Annotated in this window: 23 protein-coding genes and 1 tRNA gene; 8 read left to right on the top strand and 16 right to left on the bottom strand. The window is 67.7% G+C overall.

The genetic code is table 11. The features are described 5' to 3' along the window. Window positions 1-51: 51 nt before the first annotated feature. From J2X65_RS10570 to J2X65_RS10560, 3 genes are all read right to left on the bottom strand, one after another. A complete protein-coding gene (locus J2X65_RS10570) occupies window positions 52-1,242 on the bottom strand; it encodes a winged helix-turn-helix domain-containing protein (protein WP_310200872.1) in 1,191 nt (396 codons plus the stop codon). Then, window positions 1,239-2,141, bottom strand: a complete 903-nt coding sequence (locus tag J2X65_RS10565) for a sensor domain-containing diguanylate cyclase (protein WP_310200871.1) — start codon at window positions 2,139-2,141, stop codon at window positions 1,239-1,241. The genes J2X65_RS10570 and J2X65_RS10565 overlap by 4 nt, the downstream gene beginning before the upstream one ends. Window positions 2,142-2,213: 72 nt before the next feature. Further along, the gene (locus J2X65_RS10560) at window positions 2,214-2,972 is read right to left on the bottom strand and encodes an ABC transporter permease (protein ID WP_310200870.1); all 759 of its coding nucleotides are present in this window, start codon (window positions 2,970-2,972) and stop codon (window positions 2,214-2,216) included. Window positions 2,973-3,204: 232 nt separating this feature from the next. Here J2X65_RS10560 and J2X65_RS10555 point away from each other — a divergent pair, with 232 nt between their 5' ends. Continuing rightward, complete coding sequence (locus J2X65_RS10555; protein WP_310200869.1) at window positions 3,205-4,038, top strand: universal stress protein; 834 nt, start codon at window positions 3,205-3,207, stop codon at window positions 4,036-4,038. An 80-nt stretch (window positions 4,039-4,118) separates the two neighbouring features. On the opposite strand, the gene J2X65_RS10550 is transcribed toward J2X65_RS10555, so the two are convergent. The 4 genes from J2X65_RS10550 to J2X65_RS10535 all read right to left on the bottom strand — a co-directional run bounded on the left by J2X65_RS10550 (window position 4,119) and on the right by J2X65_RS10535 (window position 5,675). Next, entirely contained in the window at window positions 4,119-4,499 is a 381-nt protein-coding gene (locus tag J2X65_RS10550; RefSeq protein WP_310200868.1) for a hypothetical protein, read from the bottom strand. 325 nt (window positions 4,500-4,824) lie between these two features. After that, window positions 4,825-5,127: a DUF6481 family protein gene (locus J2X65_RS10545; RefSeq protein WP_310200867.1), complete on the bottom strand. Its 303-nt coding sequence runs from the start codon at window positions 5,125-5,127 to the stop codon at window positions 4,825-4,827. A 75-nt stretch (window positions 5,128-5,202) separates the two neighbouring features. Beyond that, on the bottom strand, window positions 5,203-5,445 hold the full coding sequence (locus tag J2X65_RS10540) for a BrnA antitoxin family protein (protein WP_310200866.1): 243 nt from the start codon (window positions 5,443-5,445) through the stop codon (window positions 5,203-5,205). A gap of 153 nt (window positions 5,446-5,598) precedes the next feature. Beyond that, window positions 5,599-5,675 (bottom strand) — tRNA-His (locus J2X65_RS10535). A 165-nt stretch (window positions 5,676-5,840) separates the two neighbouring features. On the opposite strand from J2X65_RS10535, the gene J2X65_RS10530 reads away from it, so the two are divergent. Next, the gene (locus tag J2X65_RS10530) at window positions 5,841-6,044 is read left to right on the top strand and encodes a DUF4089 domain-containing protein (RefSeq protein ID WP_310200865.1); all 204 of its coding nucleotides are present in this window, start codon (window positions 5,841-5,843) and stop codon (window positions 6,042-6,044) included. Further along, entirely contained in the window at window positions 6,041-7,471 is a 1,431-nt protein-coding gene (locus J2X65_RS10525) for an AtzE family amidohydrolase (RefSeq protein WP_310200864.1), read from the top strand. Before J2X65_RS10530 ends, J2X65_RS10525 begins: the two co-directional genes overlap by 4 nt. Window positions 7,472-7,474: 3 nt before the next feature. Here J2X65_RS10525 and J2X65_RS10520 read toward each other — a convergent pair whose 3' ends face one another. After that, window positions 7,475-8,275: a TIGR02186 family protein gene (locus J2X65_RS10520; protein ID WP_310200863.1), complete on the bottom strand. Its 801-nt coding sequence runs from the start codon at window positions 8,273-8,275 to the stop codon at window positions 7,475-7,477. Then, on the bottom strand, window positions 8,272-9,198 hold the full coding sequence (locus J2X65_RS10515) for a sulfite exporter TauE/SafE family protein (protein WP_310200862.1): 927 nt from the start codon (window positions 9,196-9,198) through the stop codon (window positions 8,272-8,274). The genes J2X65_RS10520 and J2X65_RS10515 overlap by 4 nt, the downstream gene beginning before the upstream one ends. A gap of 363 nt (window positions 9,199-9,561) precedes the next feature. Here J2X65_RS10515 and J2X65_RS10510 point away from each other — a divergent pair, with 363 nt between their 5' ends. Further along, window positions 9,562-10,800, top strand: coding sequence for a PQQ-dependent sugar dehydrogenase (locus J2X65_RS10510; protein WP_310201059.1), 1,239 nt, complete (start codon window positions 9,562-9,564; stop codon window positions 10,798-10,800). A 90-nt stretch (window positions 10,801-10,890) separates the two neighbouring features. Continuing rightward, window positions 10,891-11,262 carry a cytochrome c gene (locus J2X65_RS10505; protein ID WP_310201058.1) on the top strand — a complete coding sequence of 124 codons (372 nt, stop codon included), beginning with the start codon at window positions 10,891-10,893 and terminating at the stop codon, window positions 11,260-11,262. On the opposite strand, the gene J2X65_RS10500 is transcribed toward J2X65_RS10505, so the two are convergent. The 3 genes from J2X65_RS10500 to meaB all read right to left on the bottom strand — a co-directional run bounded on the left by J2X65_RS10500 (window position 11,240) and on the right by meaB (window position 13,370). Beyond that, the gene (locus J2X65_RS10500) at window positions 11,240-11,875 is read right to left on the bottom strand and encodes a peptidase C15 (protein WP_310200861.1); all 636 of its coding nucleotides are present in this window, start codon (window positions 11,873-11,875) and stop codon (window positions 11,240-11,242) included. The two genes, J2X65_RS10505 and J2X65_RS10500, sit on opposite strands and share 23 nt — an antisense overlap. Then, a complete protein-coding gene (locus tag J2X65_RS10495; protein ID WP_310200860.1) occupies window positions 11,872-12,264 on the bottom strand; it encodes a response regulator in 393 nt (130 codons plus the stop codon). The genes J2X65_RS10500 and J2X65_RS10495 overlap by 4 nt, the downstream gene beginning before the upstream one ends. Window positions 12,265-12,368: 104 nt before the next feature. Next, the gene (gene meaB, locus J2X65_RS10490; RefSeq protein WP_310200859.1) at window positions 12,369-13,370 is read right to left on the bottom strand and encodes a methylmalonyl Co-A mutase-associated GTPase MeaB; all 1,002 of its coding nucleotides are present in this window, start codon (window positions 13,368-13,370) and stop codon (window positions 12,369-12,371) included. Between the two features lie 93 nt (window positions 13,371-13,463). On the opposite strand from meaB, the gene J2X65_RS10485 reads away from it, so the two are divergent. Further along, window positions 13,464-13,667 carry a CsbD family protein gene (locus J2X65_RS10485; protein ID WP_310200858.1) on the top strand — a complete coding sequence of 68 codons (204 nt, stop codon included), beginning with the start codon at window positions 13,464-13,466 and terminating at the stop codon, window positions 13,665-13,667. Between the two features lie 108 nt (window positions 13,668-13,775). Here J2X65_RS10485 and J2X65_RS10480 read toward each other — a convergent pair whose 3' ends face one another. The 3 genes from J2X65_RS10480 to J2X65_RS10470 all read right to left on the bottom strand — a co-directional run bounded on the left by J2X65_RS10480 (window position 13,776) and on the right by J2X65_RS10470 (window position 17,847). Continuing rightward, window positions 13,776-14,636, bottom strand: a complete 861-nt coding sequence (locus tag J2X65_RS10480) for a branched-chain amino acid aminotransferase (protein WP_310200857.1) — start codon at window positions 14,634-14,636, stop codon at window positions 13,776-13,778. A 121-nt stretch (window positions 14,637-14,757) separates the two neighbouring features. Further along, window positions 14,758-16,140: a dipeptidase gene (locus J2X65_RS10475; protein ID WP_310200856.1), complete on the bottom strand. Its 1,383-nt coding sequence runs from the start codon at window positions 16,138-16,140 to the stop codon at window positions 14,758-14,760. A 60-nt stretch (window positions 16,141-16,200) separates the two neighbouring features. Continuing rightward, on the bottom strand, window positions 16,201-17,847 hold the full coding sequence (locus J2X65_RS10470; RefSeq protein ID WP_310200855.1) for a helicase HerA-like domain-containing protein: 1,647 nt from the start codon (window positions 17,845-17,847) through the stop codon (window positions 16,201-16,203). A gap of 151 nt (window positions 17,848-17,998) precedes the next feature. Between J2X65_RS10470 and folP the strand changes: the two genes are divergently transcribed. After that, window positions 17,999-18,865, top strand: coding sequence for a dihydropteroate synthase (folP, locus tag J2X65_RS10465; protein ID WP_310200854.1), 867 nt, complete (start codon window positions 17,999-18,001; stop codon window positions 18,863-18,865). Then, window positions 18,855-19,388, top strand: coding sequence for a 2-amino-4-hydroxy-6-hydroxymethyldihydropteridine diphosphokinase (folK, locus tag J2X65_RS10460; protein ID WP_310200853.1), 534 nt, complete (start codon window positions 18,855-18,857; stop codon window positions 19,386-19,388). Before folP ends, folK begins: the two co-directional genes overlap by 11 nt. A gap of 67 nt (window positions 19,389-19,455) precedes the next feature. On the opposite strand, the gene J2X65_RS10455 is transcribed toward folK, so the two are convergent. Continuing rightward, window positions 19,456-19,836, bottom strand: coding sequence for a hypothetical protein (locus J2X65_RS10455; RefSeq protein ID WP_310200852.1), 381 nt, complete (start codon window positions 19,834-19,836; stop codon window positions 19,456-19,458). Window positions 19,837-19,950 lie beyond the last annotated feature (114 nt).

Here is a 19,950-nt window from a genome sequence, read left to right as displayed (position 1 = left end):
AGCTGGTATGCCACGGCAATCGCTGCGCCAGCCGGCTTCGGCCGCGACCGCTCACCCTCGCCAGCCGTCGAGATAGCGCACGCCCTCGACCCCGGCGAAGCGGGCCATGCGGGCGAGTTCGGCGTCGAGCCGCTCCAGCCGGCCGGCCGAGGCTCGCACGCCCGGCTCCAGCCACAGGCGCCTGACGTCGAGCGTGCCGGCCTTGCGCTCGGCCTTCATGTCGATGCGGCCGATCATCCGGTCGCCCTCCATCAGCGGGAAGACATAATAGCCGTAGACCCGCTTCTCCGCCGGGACGAACACCTCGATGCGGTAGGAGAAGCCGAACAGCCGCTCGGCGCGGTTGCGATCGCGCAGCAGCGGGTCGAAGGGGCTGAGCACCCTGAGCCGCGCCGGCGGCTCCGGCAGCGCGTCGAAGGCCGGGCCGCTGCCGGCAAAGGCGAAGGAGGCGCGGGGGCGGCCGCCATCGGCGGTGACGAGCCGCACTTCCTCCAGTTTCTCGCGATTGGCGAGTACCCAGGCGCGCGCCTCCTCCGGCGACACCAGGTCCCAGAAGGCGGCGATCTCGCCATGGGTGGCGAAGCCGAGCCGCTCCAGCGCCGAGGCGCAGGCCCAGTCGACGAATTCCTCGCGCGTGACTTCGCTGCCGTAATGGCGGGCGGGAATGACGCGTTCGGCAAGGTCGTAGATTTTCTGGAAGCCGTCGCGGCCGGCAATGGCGAGACGGCCGGTGCGCCAGAGATATTCCAGCGCCGTCTTGGCCGGATGCCAGTTCCACCAGCCGCCGGGGATGCGCTCCTCCGCCTCGAAATGCCGGGCCATCAGCGGACCCTCGGTGGTGATGCGCTCCAGCACATGGTCGACCGATTGCTCGAAGCCGTTCTCGTGCCACGAGCGCCAGCGCTGGGCGAGGTTTTCCCGCGCGTGGGCGAAGCGGTGCTTCCAATAACCGTAGAACGCCGAGGGGATGATGGCGGCGTCGTGCGTCCAGTGCTCGAACAGGTCGCCGTCGCGCTCGGCGAGGGCGGTGAGGTGCTCGCGCCGATAGGTCTGGGCGCGGGCGAACAGGATGTGATGATGCGCGCGCTCCACCGTGGCGATGCTGTCCACCTGCACGAAGCCGAGCTCGTGGATCAGCTCCAGCAGTCCGGGCTTGCTGAGCGCGCGGCCGGGCGGGCGAGACAGGCCCTGCTTCGCCAGGAAGATGCGCCGGGCGTCCTGATTGGTGAGATGCAGGCTCATGCGCCGTCAATCCAGCCGGAATCCACCGCGATCGCCTGGCCGGTCGCCTTGGCGGCGTACATCAGCGTGTCGGCGTGCCGGAGCAGCGTATCGGCATCGATGGCCGTCTTGCACATGGCCACCCCGATGGCGGCGCCGATGGCGAGTTGATGATCGTCGATGGGCATCGCGGTGCAGATGGTTTCGGCGAAGACATGCAGGTCGTCGGCGGTCGGAGCATGATCGCGCGGGAAGGTGGAGAGCAGCACGAACTCGTCGCCGCCGATCCGCGCCGCGAAGCGCTGCGGATCCACATAGCGGCCCAGACGCTCCGCCACATGCCGGAGCACGCGATCGCCGACGAGATGGCCGTGACGGTCGTTGACCGACTTGAAGCCGTTCAGGTCGATATAAGCGAGCGCCACGCCCTGATCGACCTGCCACTGCGCCAGGAGGTTGCGCAATCGGTGGTCGAAGGCGGCGCGGTTCGGCAATCCGGTCACCACGTCGGTATAGGCCGCCTCCAATATGCCGCGCTCGAACGCCTTGCGTTCGGTGTTGTCGATGATGATCTCGATGTCGAGCTGCTGGCCATTGATGGTGCGGCACTGGGTCGAGATGAGCGTGGGAATGATGCGGCCGGACGAGTGCCGCAGGTCCACTTCCTCCAGCTGGTACAACCCGACCGTCTCCAACTCGTGCAGGCGGCGCAGCCTTTGCGGATCGTCGAGCCTCCTGACGGTGTCGAGATACATTGGCTGGTCGGCGATCTCCTCCCAGCTGCGGCCGATCAGGCTCAGATAGGCCGGATTGGCCATGATGTACCGGGAGACATACTCGGCTGTCGAAATGCAGATGGCGACGGGCGACAGCTCGAACACGTCCACCAGCGCTTCATAGACGACTTGGCGTGGAATCATGGATCCTCACAGGATCGACGGAAAGCTAACCTTGCTCGTTACCGCACTTCTCGTCCACTGCCCCTGTGGGGCTCACTCGCGGGCCGGGCCGGTCTCCGGCGCCCAGGGGACCAGCCGGGCGAGGGCGCGGTCGACCAGGGCGAACAGGATCAGCGCCACCGCCAGCAGGATGGCGAGCGCCGCGAACACCATGTCGGTCTGCATGCGGGCATTGGAATAGATCATCAGATAGCCGAGCCCGGCCGAGGCGCCGACCCATTCGCCCACCACCGCCCCGATCGGCGCAACCGCGGTGGCGACGCGCAGCCCGGAGGCGAGCGCCGGCAGCGCCGAGGGCACGCGGATGAAGCGCAGCATGGCGAGATCGCCGGCGCCATAGAGCCGCCCGAGATCGACCAGCCCCTGATCGGCGCGCGCGAGCCCGTCATGGAAGGCGGAGGCGACGGGAAAGAAGATGATCAGGCTGGCCATGACGATCTTGGAGGCGAGGCCGAAGCCGAACCAGATGACCAGCAGCGGCGCGATGGCGAAGACCGGCAGCGCCTGCGCCACCAGCAGCACCGGCCGCATGGCGCGCCGCACCGTCGGCGAAGTCGCCATGGCGAGGGCGCAGGCGATGCCGAGCGCACTGCCGCAGACGAGGCCGAGCAGCATTTCCCCGAGCGTGATCAGCGCATTGTCGAACAACACCGCGCGGTTCAGCCAGAGCGCCAGCCCGATGCGTGACGGAGTGGGAAGGATGTAGGCGGGTACGCCGGCCAGCCGCACCGCGATCTCCCATAGACCCAGCAGCAGGGCCGTGACGAGACAGGCGCGCACTAGCCCGGCCATCAGAGGTTCTCCATTCGAGGGGCGGCGGATTCGCGTCGCCCGGCAAGGACGGCCCTGGACCGCCGGCAGGGGCGGAGGGGCTTCGGATTGCCGTCTTACCGCGTCTTGTTCCCGCGGATCGAGAGCGGTCGGGCGGAAAATGTTCGGGGACGGGGAATGGGCTTGACGCCGGTCAATACCGGGCCAACTTGATGGAGGTAACAATGATGAAGCCTGTGAAGTGGAGGAAGGCATGATCAAGGACATTCTCGTCAGCCTGGGCGTCGGCGAGGGGGTGGATGCCACCACGGATTACGCGGTGTCCGCGGCGGCGGCGTTGGGCGCGCATCTCACCGCGGTGGCGGTCAGCTACGACATCGATATTCCGCCGGTCTATACCGAAGCCTTTTCCACTGACTTCCTGGAAGCGCAACGCGCCGAGGGGCAGCGGCTCGCCAAGCTGGCGGTGGAGCGGTTCGGCGAGTCGGCGCGCGCGGTCGGCATCACCGCTGAGGTGCGCAGCATCGACGGCACGCCCGGCGGTGCCGCCGAGCAGATCGGCGCCATGGCGCGGCTGTTCGATCTCACCATCGTCGGCCAGGCCGATCCGGAGCGGATGGGCCCCGAAGAGGTGATCGCCGAGGCGGTGCTGTTCGAATCCGGCCGCTCATTGCTGCTGGTGCCGATGAAGCAGGCCAAGCCCTTCTCCGCCCGCCGCATCCTCGTCGCCTGGGACGGCGGGCGCGCCTCCGCCCGTGCGGTGGCCGAGGCGCGGCCGCTGGTCGAGAAGGCGGATTTCGTCGAGGTGGCAGTGGTGGAGACCGGCAAGTCCAAGCCGGGCCGGCTCCCCGGCGTCGATCTCGCCGAGCATCTGTCGCGCCACGAGAAGAATGTCGAACTGCGTCGGCTGGTGCCGGCGAGCGACGAAGGCATTGTCGACGTTCTGCTGAAGGAGATTGCCGAACGCGACATCGATCTGGTGGTGATGGGCGGTTACGGCCATTCACGGCTGCGCGAATTCGTGCTGGGAGGCGTCACTCGCGACATGCTGGAGCGCATGACGGTGCCGCTGCTGCTCGCGCACTGAGTGCCGGAGGCACGGACGACCGAAAGGCGGCGCCGGGCGCCGCCTTTTTTCATGCCCGGCCGGCGCTCGGCACGCGTCGCTCAGCGTGAGTGGAAGAGCCGCTCGCGGCAGCGATAGCCGACGAAGCACTGCGCCTGATCCGATGTCTGCAGCCAGGCCGGCGTCGTGGTCTGCTGGTTGTTGCAGTAGCGCTGATTGGCGACATAGCGATCGAAAATGTTCGGGCCGGTGCCGATGACGATCGCACCGCGCTGGCTGACAAGGGCGCTGGTGGCGGCGCATGTCATGCTCAGCGAATTCGGCATCGCCTGAGCGAAGGCCGACGACGCCACGAACAGGAAAGGAAGGGATAGAAGAACGTTGCGCATCGCTTCGCCTCGCCAAAGATATCCGGTTACGCTGCGATTATCGCCGCGGATATCACGCAAGGTAATCAATAGCGCGTGCTTGAGCTTCCTCAACCGCACGGACCGCCGTGCTCGCGTGCCAAGGTTGAGGCGAAGGCGATGCTGGGTGGCACGCGGCGCCGGCGGCACGGATCGCCGAGATCACCCGCCGCGCGTGAAGCCGGCGCATCGGCCGGCGAGCCTCACTCGCGCCCGCCGGGCTGGACGCGGCGTGGCGCAATCCAAGGAGGGTATGGCCGGCCCGGCCTGCTCTACCCGCCTTGGCGTCACCATTTCGGCATGGTGCGCGATGGCAGTACCGTTTGCCAGTGCCCCGGCATGAGCAGAAGCAACCGCCGTGGCGGCGGTCGCTTGCTTGCAGAGGGGCACTCGCCGGCGATTACTTGCCGGCGCGTTCCTTCCGGGCGGCGTAACGCGCGTCGCGCTTCGCCTTGGCCGCGGCTTCCAGAGCGGCGGCGCGCTCGGCGGCGGCGGTCTCGTTGGCCAGCTTTTCGGCCGCCGCAGCTTCCTGGCGGGCGATCTTGGCGGCGAGGCGCGCTTCTTTCTCGGCCTTGCGCGCCTCGTTGCGAGCGATCACCGCCGGATCATCCGCCTTAGGCATTTCTTTCAGCTTGGCCAGCAGCCGAGCCTTGGAAGCTTCGGCGGTCCGACGGCGGTCTTCGAAGGTGTCGTTGATTTTCATTTACGCCCTGTACTCGGCGAGTGGATCTGTTTCAAGGGGCGTCGTCCGCGCCGAGAATACGGGCGGCCCCGTCGTTCAAAGCCCGGCGGCCTTGCGCAGGGCGGTGTTGATACGCTCCTGCCATCCCGCTCCCGCCTCCTGGAAGTGCGCCAGCACCTCGCGATCGAGCCGGATCGAAACGAGCTCCTTCGCATTCGGCAGCGGCGGCGCCTTGGCAACGGGCAATTCCGCTGCCGGCTTTGCCGTCGCGGCCTTGAATGCGGCCTCGGCAGCGTCTCTGGCCGAGCCCATCGGGCGGCGGGTCGTCGGACTTTTCATATAGCGAGTTCCTAGCGTCCGTGTCGCACCGGCCTTCGCGCCGCCTGCAACGCGTTGAATTCGAGGATCCGTCAGTCGTCGCCAGAAGCCGCCTTACCGGGTGCCTTGGTCGCCGCCATCTTATCAAGCTCTTGATGTCGTTCTGTTATGTTGTGGTACAGGTGGGTGGGCTCGAACCACCGACCTCCGGTTCCACAGACCGGCGCTCTAACCAACTGAGCTACACCTGCATGCCAGAACGGCGCGGAACCTAATCGGGCGAGTGCCGCTTTGCAAGGCCGCCAAGCCCTCGGATGCAAAATCCTTGGGATAGATGCCAAACCTCGCCTCGCCGCACCCCCGCAGCCATGGCACGTTTCCTGAATCGAGCGTGCGGTGGTGACAGGGAGGCGGATGTGACGGACGACCGGACGGGCAGCGAGCCCGGCGACCTTGGAACCTATCTCGACGCAGCGCTGGCGCTGGCCGGCCTGCCACTTGAGGCCGGGCTGCGGCCACGGGTGCTGATGCATCTTCATACCGCGCTGGAGATGGGCAGGCTGGTGCTCGATTTCGAGCTTCCCGACGAGGCCGAGCCGGCCCCGGTGTATCGGCCATGAGCGCAACCGTGCAGGCGCATGCGCCTTCCACCATCGCCGAATTCGCCGCCGGGCCGGCTCTCGCCATTGCCGAGGCGGTGCGCTCGGGCCGCGTATCCGCCCGCGCCATTTGCGAGGCGACGCTGGCACGGATCGGGGTGGTCGATCCCAAGCTCAACGCCTTCACCCACGTCACCGCGGTGCGTGCGCTGGCCGAGGCTGACGCACTCGATGCCGCCCGGGCGGCGGGCAAGGCGCTCGGGCCGCTGGCCGGGGTGCCCTTCGCGGTGAAGAACCTGTTCGACCTCAAGGGCCTGCCGACGCTCGCCGGCTCGAAGATCAACAAGGACCGGCCGGCGGCAACCCGGGACGCAACGCTGGTGGAGCGCATGGTCACCGCCGGCGCGGTATGCCTCGGCGCGCTCAACATGGGCGAATATGCCTATGATTTCACCGGCGAGAACATCCATGCCGGTAATTCCCGCAACCCGCACGATCACGGGCACATGTCCGGCGGCTCCTCCGGCGGCTCGGGCTCGGCCGTCGGCGGCAAGCTGGTGCCGCTGTCGCTCGGCTCCGACACCAATGGCTCGATCCGGGTGCCGTCGTCCTTCTGCGGCATCTTCGGGCTGAAGCCGACCTATGGCCGGCTGTCGCGGGCGCGCAGCTTTCCGTTCGTGGCGAGCCTCGATCATCTCGGTCCCTTCGCCCGCAACGTCGCCGACCTCGCCGCGACCTATGACGCGCTGACCGGTGCCGACCCGGAAGATCCGGCGATGGCCGATGTCGCGGCGCTGCCGACGCTGCCGGAACTGGAGCGCGGCGCCGACGGCCTGCGCATCGGGATCCTCGGCGGCTGGTTCGCCCGCCAGGGAACGCCACAGGCCTATGACGCCGTCGCCCGCGCCGCCGCCGCGCTCGGTGCTGCGCGCACCGTCGAGCTGCCCGAAGTCGAGCGGGCGCGGGCGAGCGCCTATGTGATCAGCATGGCTGAGGGCGCTGCGCTGCATCGCGAGCGCCTGCGCGACCGTCCGGCCGATTTCGACCCTGCCGTGCGCGAACGCCTGCTCGCCGGCGCGGTGCTGCCGGCCGGGATGATCGTGAAGGCGCAGAACTTCCGCCGCTGGTTCCACGACCGGGCGCTGGAACTGTTTGCCGAGTTCGACGTGCTGATCGCGCCCGCGACGCCGGTACCGGCACCGAGAAGCGGGCAGGTGACCTTCGTGCTCGACGGCAAGGAGATGCTGGTCCGGCCGAATATCGGCATCTACACCCAGCCGATCTCCTTTATCGGCCTGCCGGTGGTGGCGGCGCCGATCCCGACGGATGAGCCGCTGCCGATCGGCGTGCAACTGATCGCGGCGCCGTGGCGTGAGGATGCCGCGCTGCGGGCAGCCAGGGCGCTGGAACTGGCCGGCGTCGCCTATGCGCCGGAGCCGTTGCTCTAGCGCTCAGTCGCGGCGGAACATCAGATTGGCGACGAAGCCGACGGCGAGCGCGCCGAACATGGTGGCGAGGCCATAAAGCAGCGGATGATCCTGAGCGGCGGAGGCGACCGATTGCTCGAAATCGATCTTCGCCACCTCCAGCGGCAGCATGCCGCTGGCGAGGCGTTCGCCGTTCTGGAACAGCTTCACCTGCACGTCATAGGTGCCGATGGGGGCGATGCCGGGGATCGGGATGACGGTGCGGAACACGTGCGGGGCGATGAACTCCACCGCCGCCGTGCGCTCGAAATATAGTCCCTGCGCCTGCTTCACCCGCAGGAAGGCCTGCCGGAACGGGTCGCCCGGCACCACGTCGGCATAATCCGGGCCGACACGCTGCAGCAGGCGATTATTGGTGAATCCGGCCTGTTCCTGCCTGAGCGTGTCGGCATCCGCCATGTCGGCGGGCGGGCGATTGCTCAGCACGGCGAGATAGGACGGCGCGGCGAGGAAGGAACGGCTCTCGACATTGGTCCACAGGCCGAAACGGCGCGCCTTCCGCCAGGTGACGAAGCTCGCATTCGGCCCGCGCACCGTGACGACGACATCCGGCGGCGCAGCACCGTCGGCATCGTCCGGCGCGACGCCGAACAGCACGATGCTGTCGCCGGAGAAGCTGGAGGTGATCGTCACCCGCGGCTTGGAGAGCGACAGCACGAGGTTTTGCCGCTTCAGCACCGACGGCTGCTGCGCATCGGCCGGCGCGGACGCGAGGATGCCGCACGCCATCAGGCCGGGCAGGACAAGGGCGGCGGCGCGTCTCACCGGTTCGCCTCGTCGAGCGTGACGGCATAGAGATCGGTGGGTTGCCGGATCTGGTCGATGGCGACCCGCAGGCCGACGCCGAGCACCAGCAGGCCGAGCAGCAGGCGCAGATTCTCCGCCTTCATCGCCTGGCCGGCGCGGGCACCGAACTGGGCGCCGATGGTGCCGCCGACCATCAGGACCAGGCCCAGCACCGCATCCACGGTCTGGTTCAGCACCGCATGCATGACGATGGCCGCCGCCATGGTGACGAGGGTGAGCATCAGCGAGGTGGCGACCGAGGTCAGCGTCGGCACCCGCAGGAGATAGATCAGCGCCGGAACCAGCAGGAAGCCGCCGCCGATGCCCATCACCGCGCCGAGAAAGCCGATGGAGAAGCCGATGACGACGACCGGAATGATCGAGACATAGATCCGCGACTGGCGGAAGCGCATCTTGAACGGCATGCGCAGGAACCACGGATGCGCCCCCGGACGCCGGACCCGCGCCGGCTCGCCCCGCCAATTGCGCATCAGCACCCGCAGGCTCTCGATCACCATCAGCGTGCCGATGGTGCCGAGCAACACGATGTAGGAAATGGCGATGAACAGATCGAGCTGTCCGAAGCGGCGCAGCAGCATGAAGGTGAGTACACCCGTCAATGTGCCGGTGAGGCCGCCGGCAAGCAGGACGAACCCCAGCTGCACATCGACCAGTTTTCGTCGCAGATAGTTGAGCGTGCCGGAAAACGACGAGGCGGCCATGTGGGTCGAGACGCTCGCCACCGCCACCGCCGGTGCGACCCCGAGGAAAATGAGCAGCGGCGTCATCAGGAAGCCGCCGCCGACCCCGAACATGCCGGAGATGAAGCCCACCGCGATGCCCAGGGCGAGCAGGGTGAAGATGTTCACCGGCAGTTCGGCGATCGGCAGATAGATGGTCACGCGGGCGGGATCCCAGAGCAGGGGAGGTAAGCGTGCTTCCCGCTTAGCAGATTTCCGCCAACAGGTGATGAGGGGCGTCGCGGGTGATCGCGCTCGCGCCGCTTCCGCTGGGCTCTCCGGTGCAGGAGGCTCCCGGCGCGATTTGGAAGTAACGAGCTGCGATATATTTCGCAATAATGCCGCATTGCAGCGAGATATTAATTATTACAGCGAGATATCTACGTAGATTGTACTTCCATTTCCCAGGATCATAGTAATACTCCTCTCGCGGAACGGGCCCGTACGAGGCCCGAATGCCTGGGAGGATACTGCATGACGACCTCTGCAACAGGCGTGCGCCTGCGCACGCTGCTGACCTCGACGATGCTGGCCGGCGCGCTGCTGGCCGCAGGGCAGGGCGCGGCGCGCGCGCAAGCCACCGACAATCTGGAGAAGCTTTCGAATTTCCAGTCGACCGGCACGGCGATGGAGATTCCGACGGTGCCGCAGGACGGGCCGCGCGTCGCCGCCTTCAACAAGACGCTCGCCGGCATCAAGCTGCCCGACGGGTTCAAGATCAAGCTCTACGCCATCGTGCCGGATGCGCGCGAAATGGCGGTGGGCCCGTCGGCCGGCGTGGTGTTCGTCGGCACCCGCAAGTCGCGGGTGTGGGCGGTGACCGACCGCGACAAGGACCGGGTCGCCGACGAGGTGAAGCCCTTCGCGCCTTCGATCCAGATGAAGCTGCCGCATGGCGTATGCTTCTCCAAGGACGGCTTCCTGTTCGTCGCCGAGCAGAACCGCGTGCTGCTCTTTCCGGCCGCCGAGTTCTTCTATGAGGGGCCGGATGTCGCGGCGTTCCAGGTGGTGAAGCAGGGCGACCTCATCCCGAAGGAGGAGGAATCCTACAATCATACCGCCCGCGTCTGCCGGATCGGGCCGGATGACAAGCTCTACATCTCGCTCGGCCAGCCCTTCAACGTCTTCGCGCCGGAGAAATACGACCTCTACAAGAAGGTCGGCATTGGCGGCATCGTCCAGATGGACCGTGACGGCAAGAACCGGAATGTCTATGCGTGGGGCATCCGCAACTCCGTCGGCATGGATTTCAACCCGAAGGACAAGACGCTCTGGTTCACCGACAACCAGGTCGACGGCATGGGCGACGACATTCCGCCGGGCGAGCTCAACCGCGCCGAGAAGGCCGGCCAGACCTTCGGATTCCCCTATTTTGGCGGCGGCTCGGTGCGCACCGTCGAGTACAAGGACAAGGAGCCGCCGGCGGATTCGGTGAAGCCGCAGGTGGAGATGGTGGCCCATGCGGCCGATCTCGGCATGACCTTCTACACCGGCACGCAGTTCCCGGAGAAATATCGCGGCGGCATCTTCTCGGCGCAGCACGGCTCGTGGAACCGCACCACGCCGGTCGGCGCGCGGGTGATGTTCACCGAGGTGAAGGAGGACGGTACCGCCGGCAAGAGCGAACCGTTCGCCGAAGGCTGGCTGACCTCGAACGGCGAGTATCTCGGCCGCCCGGCCGCGGTGGCGCAGCTCAATGACGGCTCGCTGCTGGTGTCGGACGACACGTCGGGAGCGATCTACCGCATATCCTACGGCGAGTGACGGCGTCCTCACCGGAGGCCATGCCCCCGTGCCGCGGCGGCGGCTGCCGTCGCGGTCACCGTTCCGGACAATCGCGGAAAGATATTGATGATGCGGATGTGGAGCCCGCCGCCGGTCGCGGCGGCACGCTTGGTTTATCCGGTTTTCGCCTGTGCCGCGCTGATCTTGGCGCCGCTTGCCGGAACCCCGGCCCATGCTGGCGATGCGGCGGCCGGACGGGCCAAGGCGAGCCAGCAATGCGCCGTCTGCCATGGCACCAACGGCATGTCGCAACATCCGGAGGCGCCGAATCTTGCGGGCCAGGTCGAGATGTATCTCGTCAAGGCGCTGGAGGAATTCCGCTCGGGCAAGCGGAGCAACGAGATGATGACGGTCGTCTCCAAGGATCTCTCCGACGACGACATCGCCAATTTCGCCGCCTGGTACAACTCGATCGAGATCAGCGTGCAACCGCCACCCTGAGCCGATGCTGGGCGACGAGCGCCACCATCAGATTGCCGAGGCCCCGCAGCATGCGGCCGCGATCGAGCCGGCCACCGGCGCGCGGACGTGGAATGTGCACGAAGACCGCGAGGCGCCGGGCCCCACCCTGACGCGCCCAGCCATAGGCGCTCCATGCCAGGGCGTTGCATACATAGCCGCCGGCATCGCGCGACAGCCGCGCCGGCAGGCCGGCGACAGCGAGCGCCTGCAGCAGCGGTGCCGCATCGAAGCCGCCGCGCCGGATGGCGGCCGAGCCGGCCTCGAACCGGCGTTCGGACGGGTGACGGCGCGCGGCATCGGGAAGAAGACGGGTGTGGTTGCGCCCCAGCCATTCGATCGAAACGGCCCGACGCCGGGCGGCGAGGCCGATCATCAGCACGATGTCGGGAGCGAAAGCGTCCAGGGTCGAGGGAAAGCCGGCGGCTTGCTCCCATAGCGTCGGCAAGATGCGCAGGCTGCGCCGCGTGCCGGCCAGCGCCGGTCGCCGCAGCCGCGCGAGATCCCGGGCGAGGCTGGCGGCCGGGTTGGCCGGGGCGCCGGGAAACGGGCCGAAGCCGGTGATGAGAATATGCGGCGCGCCTGCCGGCGTCATCCGCGTCCGCCGCGGGACGCGACCGCCTGAGCCAGTGCGGCCTCAAGCTGCGCCAGCTGGAACGGCTTGGACAGCAGTGGCCGGCCGCGCCAGGGCTCGTTGATCGCGTCGTCGTCGTACCCGGTGGAGAACACCACCGGGATACCCTGGTCGGCTGCCGCCTGCGCGACGTCATAGCTCTCGATGCCGCCGAGGTTGAGGTCGAGCAGGGCGACGTCGATCTCCCCATGCCGCGCCGCGACGAAATCGAGCGCATCGGATGGGCGCCGTGCGCTGCCGATGACCACCGCGCCGAGTTCCTCGATCATCGCCTCGACCATGAGGGCGACCAACGGCTCGTCCTCGACGACGAAGATGCCTCTCCCGGCGAGCCCGCTATTGCTTTCCATCTCGCTTCCCATCGCCCCGTCATCATGCTCGGAGCACCATCGCTCATTTAAGCGCGCGGCGATCCGGAAAACTGTACAGAAGTAGGCGAAGCATTCCGCCTTTTTCAGGTCGGCTCAAGTCCCAGCCGCGCGGCTATGCGCGCGGCGCCGAGGCCGGGCGCGAGCCGCCCGGCCGCGACCTCGGCCGAGATCGCCGGCATCTCGTCGCGCAGCGCGGCATCAGTGCGGATGCGCTCGCGGATACGCTCGTCCAGCAGCGCCCACATCCATCCGATCTGCTGGGAGCGGCGCCGGGCGGCGAAGGCGCCAGCCTGCTGCGCACGTTCCTTGTGCAGCCGTACCTGCTCCCACAGGGCCTCCAGCCCTTCGCCGGTCAGGCCGGAACAGGCGAGCACCGGTGTCGACCAATGCGGTTCGCGGGCGCCGAGAACCTGCAGCGCCGCGCGGTATTCGGCGGCGGCGGCGCGGGCACGGGTGAGGCCGTCGCCATCCGCCTTGTTCACCGCCACGATATCGGCGAGTTCGAGGATGCCCTTCTTGAGGCCCTGCAACTCGTCGCCGGCACCCGGCAGCATCAGCACCAGAAAGGTGTCGGTCATGTCGGCGACGGCTGTTTCCGATTGGCCGACGCCGACCGTTTCCACCAGCACCACATCATAGCCGGCCGCCTCGCAGAGCAGCAGCGTCTCGCGGGTGCGGGCGGCGACGCCGCCGAGCGTTCCGGCCGCGGGCGAGGGACGCACGAAGGCACGCTCGTCAAGCGAGAGCCGAGCCATGCGGGTCTTGTCGCCGAGAATCGAGCCGCCGGTGCGACTGGAGGACGGATCGACCGCCAGCACCGCCACCCGGTGGCCCTTGCCGATCAGCGACGCGCCGAGCGTATCGATGGCGGTCGACTTGCCCACGCCGGGCACGCCGCTGATGCCGACCCGCCAGGCGTTGCCGGTGAACGGCAACAGGGCCTGCAGCAGGTCCTCCGCTCGCGCCCGGTGATCGGGCTTGCGCGATTCGACCAGAGTGATCGCGCGCGCGAGCATGGCCCGCCGTCCGGCGCGCACGCCGTCGATGAGTTCGTCGAGCGTGGGACTGGCAGTCGCGTGGATCAAAATCGGGTCTCGGACGTTGTCGAGGCGATGCTAGCAGCGGCAGCCGAGCCTGACGAGGCACGGCAACCCCGATGTTCAACGGAGATGCATGTCATGAACTGGGACCGTATCGAAGGCAATTGGAAGCAGATCAAGGGTCAGGTGCGCCAGCAATGGGGCAAGCTGACCGATGACGACCTCGACCGCCTGCACGGCAAGCGCGAGGAACTGGAAGGCGTGCTGCAGGAGCGCTATGGCATCGCCAAGGACGAGGCCAAGCGTCAGGTCGACGAGTGGAGTGGCCGTTACAAGATGTGACGTCGGGTGCCGGACGCGGGCGGTCTATCCGCCCCTGTCAAAAAGGGTCACGGCCGGGCATGTCCCGGCCGTTTTCCATGGCCGGCTATGTCGGTGAAAAGCCTCGGCTCAGCCGTGGGCGAACTCCAAGTACAGTTCGCGGGCGCGGCGGAATATTGGGCCGGGCTGGAGCGCGCGGTCCTCAACGCGGGTGATCGGCGACACCTTGGAATAGTTGCCGGTGGTGAACAGCTCGTCGGCGGCCTTGAAGTCGTCCCAGCGCAGCGACGTTTCCACCACCTCGATGCCGGCCTGCCGCATCAGCCCGATGGTGCGGGTACGGGTGATGCCGGCGAGGAAGCTGCCATTGGCGGCGGGCGTGAGCGCAACGCCGTCCTTCACCATAAACAGGTTGGCGGTGGCGAGTTCGGCCACATTGCCGAGCATGTCGCACAAAGCCGAATTGTCGAAGCCGCGGCGGTGGCATTCGACGAGGGCGCGGGCATTGTTGGGATAGAGCGCGCCGGCCTTGGCGTCGGTCACTGCGCATTCCACCGTCGGGCGGCGGAAGGGCGAGAGGGTGATCGACGTGCCTCGCCCCGGCTCCGGCATCGGCGCCTCGTAGAGGCTGAGGCACCAGCGGGTGGATTCCGCGTCCGCATCCACGGTGCGTGCGCCGGGAAACTCGGCCCAGTACATCGGCCGGATATACAGCGCGGCACCGGGGGCGAAGCGCTGGAGCCCCTCGGCGGTGAGGTCCATCCAGCGCTCGACCGACACCACAGGCTTCAATCCCATGGCGAGCGCCGAGCGGTTGACGCGGGCGCAGTGCAGGTCGAGATCCGGCGTCACGCCCTCGAAGGCGCGCGCGCCGTCGAAGACCGAGGTGCCGAGCCAGGCGGCATGGGTGCGCACGCCCATGATCGGCACATTGCCCTCGTGCCAGGCGCCATCGAGGAAGGTCCAGGTCTGCGACCAGTCGCCGCTCATCTCATGCCACTCCGAAGCATCAATCGAGGCGGCATCCTAGCGAAAGATCGAGGCGGCGGATGCCGCCATTCCTCGTTCTTTCGGCCAAGCCGCGCCTCCCGGTGGGTTGGGTTCCGAACGCTCAGTTCGCCAGTGCGGCGAGGATGCGCACCCAGCTGCGGATGCCCTTGTGGAACGAGGCGAGGTCGTATTTCTCGTTGGGCGAATGAATGCGGTCGTCGTCCAGCGCGAAGCCGATCATCAGCGCGTCCTGCCCCAGCGTCTTCTTGAAATGGCCGACGATCGGGATCGAGCCGCCGGCGCCGATGACCACGGCGGGCTTGCCCCACTCGTCCTTCAGGGCGGCGGTCGCCTTGGCGAGGTTGGGGTTGTCATGCGAGACGGCGACGGCGGGAGAGCCCTCGCCGCCGAGGAACGCAACGGAGCAGTCGGCCGGCAGCTGCGAGCGCACAAAGGCGCGCACCGCGTCGCGCACATGCACCGGATCCTGGCCGGCGACCAGGCGGCAGGAGATCTTGGCGGTAGCGATGGAGGGGATCACCGTCTTCGAACCTTCGCCGATATAGCCGCCCCACAGGCCGTTGACCTCGAAGGTCGGGCGCGAGGTGGTCATCTCGACGAGCGAGCGGCCCTTCTCGCCGATCGGTTGCGACAGGCCGATGGGGCCGAGGAAGCTTTCCGCAGTCAGGCCGAGCGCCTCCCATTGCGCCTTTACCGCATCCGGCGGCTCGACTACGCCGTCATAGAAGCCGGGGATGGCGATGTGCCCATCCGGACCGTGGACGGCGGCGATGATCTTCGAAAGCACGTGCAGCGGGTTGGCCGCCGCGCCGCCGTAATAGCCGGAATGCAGGTCGCGATTGGCACAGGTGACGACGATCTCGTCATGCATCAGCCCGCGCAGCGAGACGGTGATCGCCGGCGTCCTGCTGTCCCACATGCTGGTGTCGCAGACGAGGGCGACGTCGGCCTTCAACTCATCCTTGTGAGCCTCAAGGAACGGCGGGAGGTTGCCTGAGCCGTTCTCCTCCTCGCCCTCCACCATGATGGTGACATCGACGGGCAGCGTGCCGGTCGCCTTCAGATAGGCGCGGCAGGCCTCGACGAAAGTCATGGCCTGGCCCTTGTCGTCGGAGGAGCCGCGGGCGACGATCCGCTTCACCCCGTTTGGCCCCTCGACGATCTTCGGCTCGAAGGGCGGGTTTTCCCACAGGTTCAGCGGATCGACCGGCTGCACGTCGTAATGGCCGTAGAACAGCACGCGCCGTGTCGCGCCGAGGCTCGAGCTCGCGGTGACGATCGGGTGGCCGGGCGTGTCGTTCAGCTTCGCGCCGAGGCCGAGGCCGGCGAGATCGTCGACCAGCCACTGGCCGGCTTTGCGGCAGTCGCCGGCATAGGCGCGGTCGGTCGAGATCGAGGGGATGCGCAGAAAGGCGAACAAGCGTTCGAGGCTGGCATCGAGATCGGCATCCACAGTGGCGAGGACGCGGTCGAGATCGGACATGGCAATGGACTCGGGCATGACAGGAAAGAAGATGCGGACGCCGAGAGGCGGGAGCAGGGGCTATTTGCGGTTGCCGGGCCTGGAGCCCGAAAAGTCGTCGAAGATCTGCGCGAAGTCGTCGCCGGCGCTTGCCTTGCCGGGGCCGGTGCTTCGCGTCGAAGATGCGGAAACGGCGCGGGTGGTGCGCGAGCGCCCGCCGAGCACGTTGCGCAGGATCGCCTTGGTCACCTGATTGGTGACCTCGCGGGCGACCTGGCGGGTGACCTGCTCGCCGACGCTCATGCGGCCGCGCGGCGAGCGCGAGCCGAACAGCCCGCCCAGCACGTCGTCGAGCCATCCTCCGCCGGAAGCGGCGCCGGCTTCGGTCGGCGCGGGCGCGTTGGGGGGCGCTTTGTCGGCCTCGGCCTCCGCCGCGGCTTCCTCGGTGCGCTTTGCCAGGGTTTCGAAGGCGGATTCGCGGTCGAGCGGCTCGTCATAGGCGCCCTTGAACGGGCTGCCGGCGATGATCGCCGCCCGTTCCTGCGGCGTCACGGGACCGACGCGACCGGCAGGCGGGACGATCAGCGTGCGTTCGACGATCGAAGGCGTGCCGTTGCCTTCCAGCAACGAGACCAGTGCCTCCCCCTTGCCGAGCTCGGTGATCACCTGCGCGGTGTTGAGCGCCGGATTGGGACGGAAGGTATCCGCCGCCGCCTTCACCGCCTTCTGATCGCGCGGGGTGAAGGCGCGCAGCGCATGCTGCACCCGGTTGCCGAGCTGGGCGAGCACGGTTTCCGGGACGTCGAGCGGGTTCTGGGTGACGAAATAGACGCCGACGCCCTTGGAACGGATGAGGCGCACCACCTGCTCGATCTTCTGGAGCAGCGCCCTCGGGGCCTCGTCGAAAACGAGATGCGCCTCGTCGAAGAAGAACACCAGCTTGGGTTTCTCCGGATCGCCGACCTCCGGCAAGGCTTCGAACAGTTCGGAAAGCAGCCAGAGCAGGAAGGAGGCGTAAAGCTGCGGCGACCCCATCAGCCTGTCGGCGGCGAGGATGTTGATGGTGCCGTAGCCGGAGCGGCGTTCGACATGCATCAGGTCGGAAATCTTCAGGGCCGGCTCGCCGAAGAACTTGTCGGCACCCTGATTCTCCAGCACCAGCAGGGCGCGTTGGATGGCGCCGACGGTGGCCGAGGAGACATTGCCATAGGTCGTAGTGAGCTTGGCGGCGTTCTCGGCCACAAAGGCTAGCATCGCCCTGAGGTCCTTCAGGTCGAGCAGCAGCAGGCCGTGCTCGTCGGCGACGCGGAAGACAACGTTGAGCACGCCTTCCTGCACATCGTTGAGGTTCATCAACCGCGACAGCAGCAGCGGCCCCATCTCGGTGACGGTGGCGCGCACGGGGTGTCCCTGCTCGCCGAACAGGTCCCAGAACACCACGGGGAACTCATCCGCCGCATAGTCGACGCCGATCTCGGCACAGCGCTTGAGGATCCACTCCTGTCCCTCGCCCTTCATGGCGACGCCGGAAAGATCGCCCTTGATATCGGCGGCGAAGACCGGGACGCCGGCGCGGGAGAAGCCCTCGGCCAGCGTCTGCAGCGTTACCGTCTTGCCGGTGCCGGTCGCGCCGGTGGCGAGACCGTGGCGATTGGCGAGCTTCAGCGTGAGGTATTCGGGCTTGCCCGAACGGCCCACCAGGATCTTGCCGTCGACATCCCCGGTCATGATGGTCTCCCGTGTGGATTCATCGGCGCCTATAGAGCGCGGGGGCGGGGCGTTCGGCAAGCGGGGGCTGCGCAGATTGTCGCCGCCGCTCGCCGATGCCTTGCTTTCGCCGGCGCGGCGCGCAATTTGAGAGGAAATGCGAGAGCCATCCATGTCCGCCCCACCGACCGCATCCGAAACGCTCCTGCCGCCTCCGGCCCATGCGGGCTTCGACGCCCGCGGCCGGCGGCTGGACTATGCCGGCCGCACGCTGATCATGGGCATTCTCAACGTCACGCCCGACTCTTTTTCCGATGGCGGGCGCAGCGCCGCGCTGGACGATGCGGTGACCAATGCGGCCAGGCTGGTGGCCGATGGGGCCGACATCCTCGATATTGGCGGCGAATCGACCCGGCCCGGCCACACCCCGGTTCCCGCCGAGGAGGAGATGCGCCGCGTGCTGCCGGCGCTGGCCGAAATCGTCGGGCTCGGCGTGCCGGTATCGGTCGACACCCAGAAGGCGCGGGTCGCCGAGGCGGCGCTCAATGCCGGCGCCCACATCGTCAACGACATATGGGGCCTGATGGGCGATCCGGAGATGGCGCCGGTCGCCGCCGCCTTCGAGGCGGGCGTGGTGGTGATGCACAACCGGGCGAGCGTCGATCCGGCGATCGATATCGTCGCCGACATGCTGGCCTTCTTCGACGCAGCGCTGGAGCGCGCGGCGCGGGCGGGCATCCGTTCCGACCGCATCAGCCTCGATCCCGGCATCGGCTTCGGCAAAAGCTTCGAGCAGAACCTTGCCGCGCTGGCGCATCTGGGCGACCTTGCCCGGCTCGGCTTCCCGCTGCTGCTCGGCACCTCGCGCAAGTCGCTGATCGGCAAGGTGGTGGCGGCGACGCCGGCCGAGCGGCTGCCCGGCACCCTCGCCTCGAATGTGATCGGCATCATGGCCGGCTGCGCGATCATCCGCGTCCACGACGTGGCCGAGCATGTCCAAGCGGCGCGCGTGACGGAGGCGATCAAGGGTGCCGCCTGAATTCTTCATCCGTCGGCCACGCAAGGTCGAGAGGCACGTCGCCTATCTCTGCCTCGGCTCCAATCTCGGCGACCGGGCGGCCACCATGGCGAAGGCGGTGGGGCTGATCGCGCGCACGGGCGGCGTCAGCATCCTGAAGCGCTCCTCGCTCTACGAAACCCCGCCCTGGGGGCCGGTGCCGCAAGGCCCCTACCTCAATCTCGTGGTCGCCATCGACACCGAGCTCTCGGCGCGCGAGCTCCTGCACATGCTGCTCGGCGTCGAGCACGCCTTCGGGCGCGACCGCACCCGCGAAGTGCGCTTCGGGCCGCGCACCATCGATATCGATATCCTGCTCTATGGCGACGAGAAGCTCGACGAGCCGGATCTCGAAATTCCGCATCCGCGCATGATGGAGCGGGCCTTCGCCCTCATGCCGCTCGCCGAGATCGCCCCGGACCTCGCCGTCGGCGGCGTGGGCATCCGCGATGCCCTGGCCGGGCTAGATACCTCCGGCATCGTGCAGGTCGCCGATGCGGCCTGACACGGAAAGGGCGACGGATCGCTCCGTCGCCCTTTCTGCAGGTCGTGGCGTGCCGCGTCTACGCAACTCAGCGGCAGACCTCGACGTCGCGGTAATAGGGGCGGCCCCAGCGATTGTAGAAGGTCTGGGTCTCGACCCAGCAGCGCGGACGGTGCGGGCGGTATCCGTAGCCATAGCCGGAGCCATAGGCATAGGTCGGGCCGCCATAGGCCCGGGGCGGCGGCGGGGGCGGGGCGTAGTAGCCGCCGCCATATCCACCGCCATAGGCGTTGCTGGCCGCCCCGGCGACAAGGCCGCCGACGATGAGGCCGCCGACCACGCCGGCAGCGACGGCGGCGCCATTGTTGCGGTGATCGCGCGCCTGCGAGGGGGTGGGGAGGGCGCTGGCCAGAGCGACGCCCGCCAGGGCGACCGCGGCGATCTTGGTGCTGTGAGCGAAGCGGCTCATGACGACCTCTTGCATCTCGGTGTCGGCCGGGGATCGGCCTGTCGATGGTGAGAGACTAAATCCTCGCTCCCGAACTCAATCTGAACCCGCTGTTGCAAAAGGTTCATCAAACTG

The sequence above is a fragment of the Ancylobacter sp. 3268 genome, assembly GCF_031456575.1.
GTDB lineage: Bacteria > Pseudomonadota > Alphaproteobacteria > Rhizobiales > Xanthobacteraceae > Ancylobacter.
The sequence above is the reverse complement of the archived record's forward strand: the minus strand, read 5'-3'. Positions and strand labels throughout refer to the sequence as shown.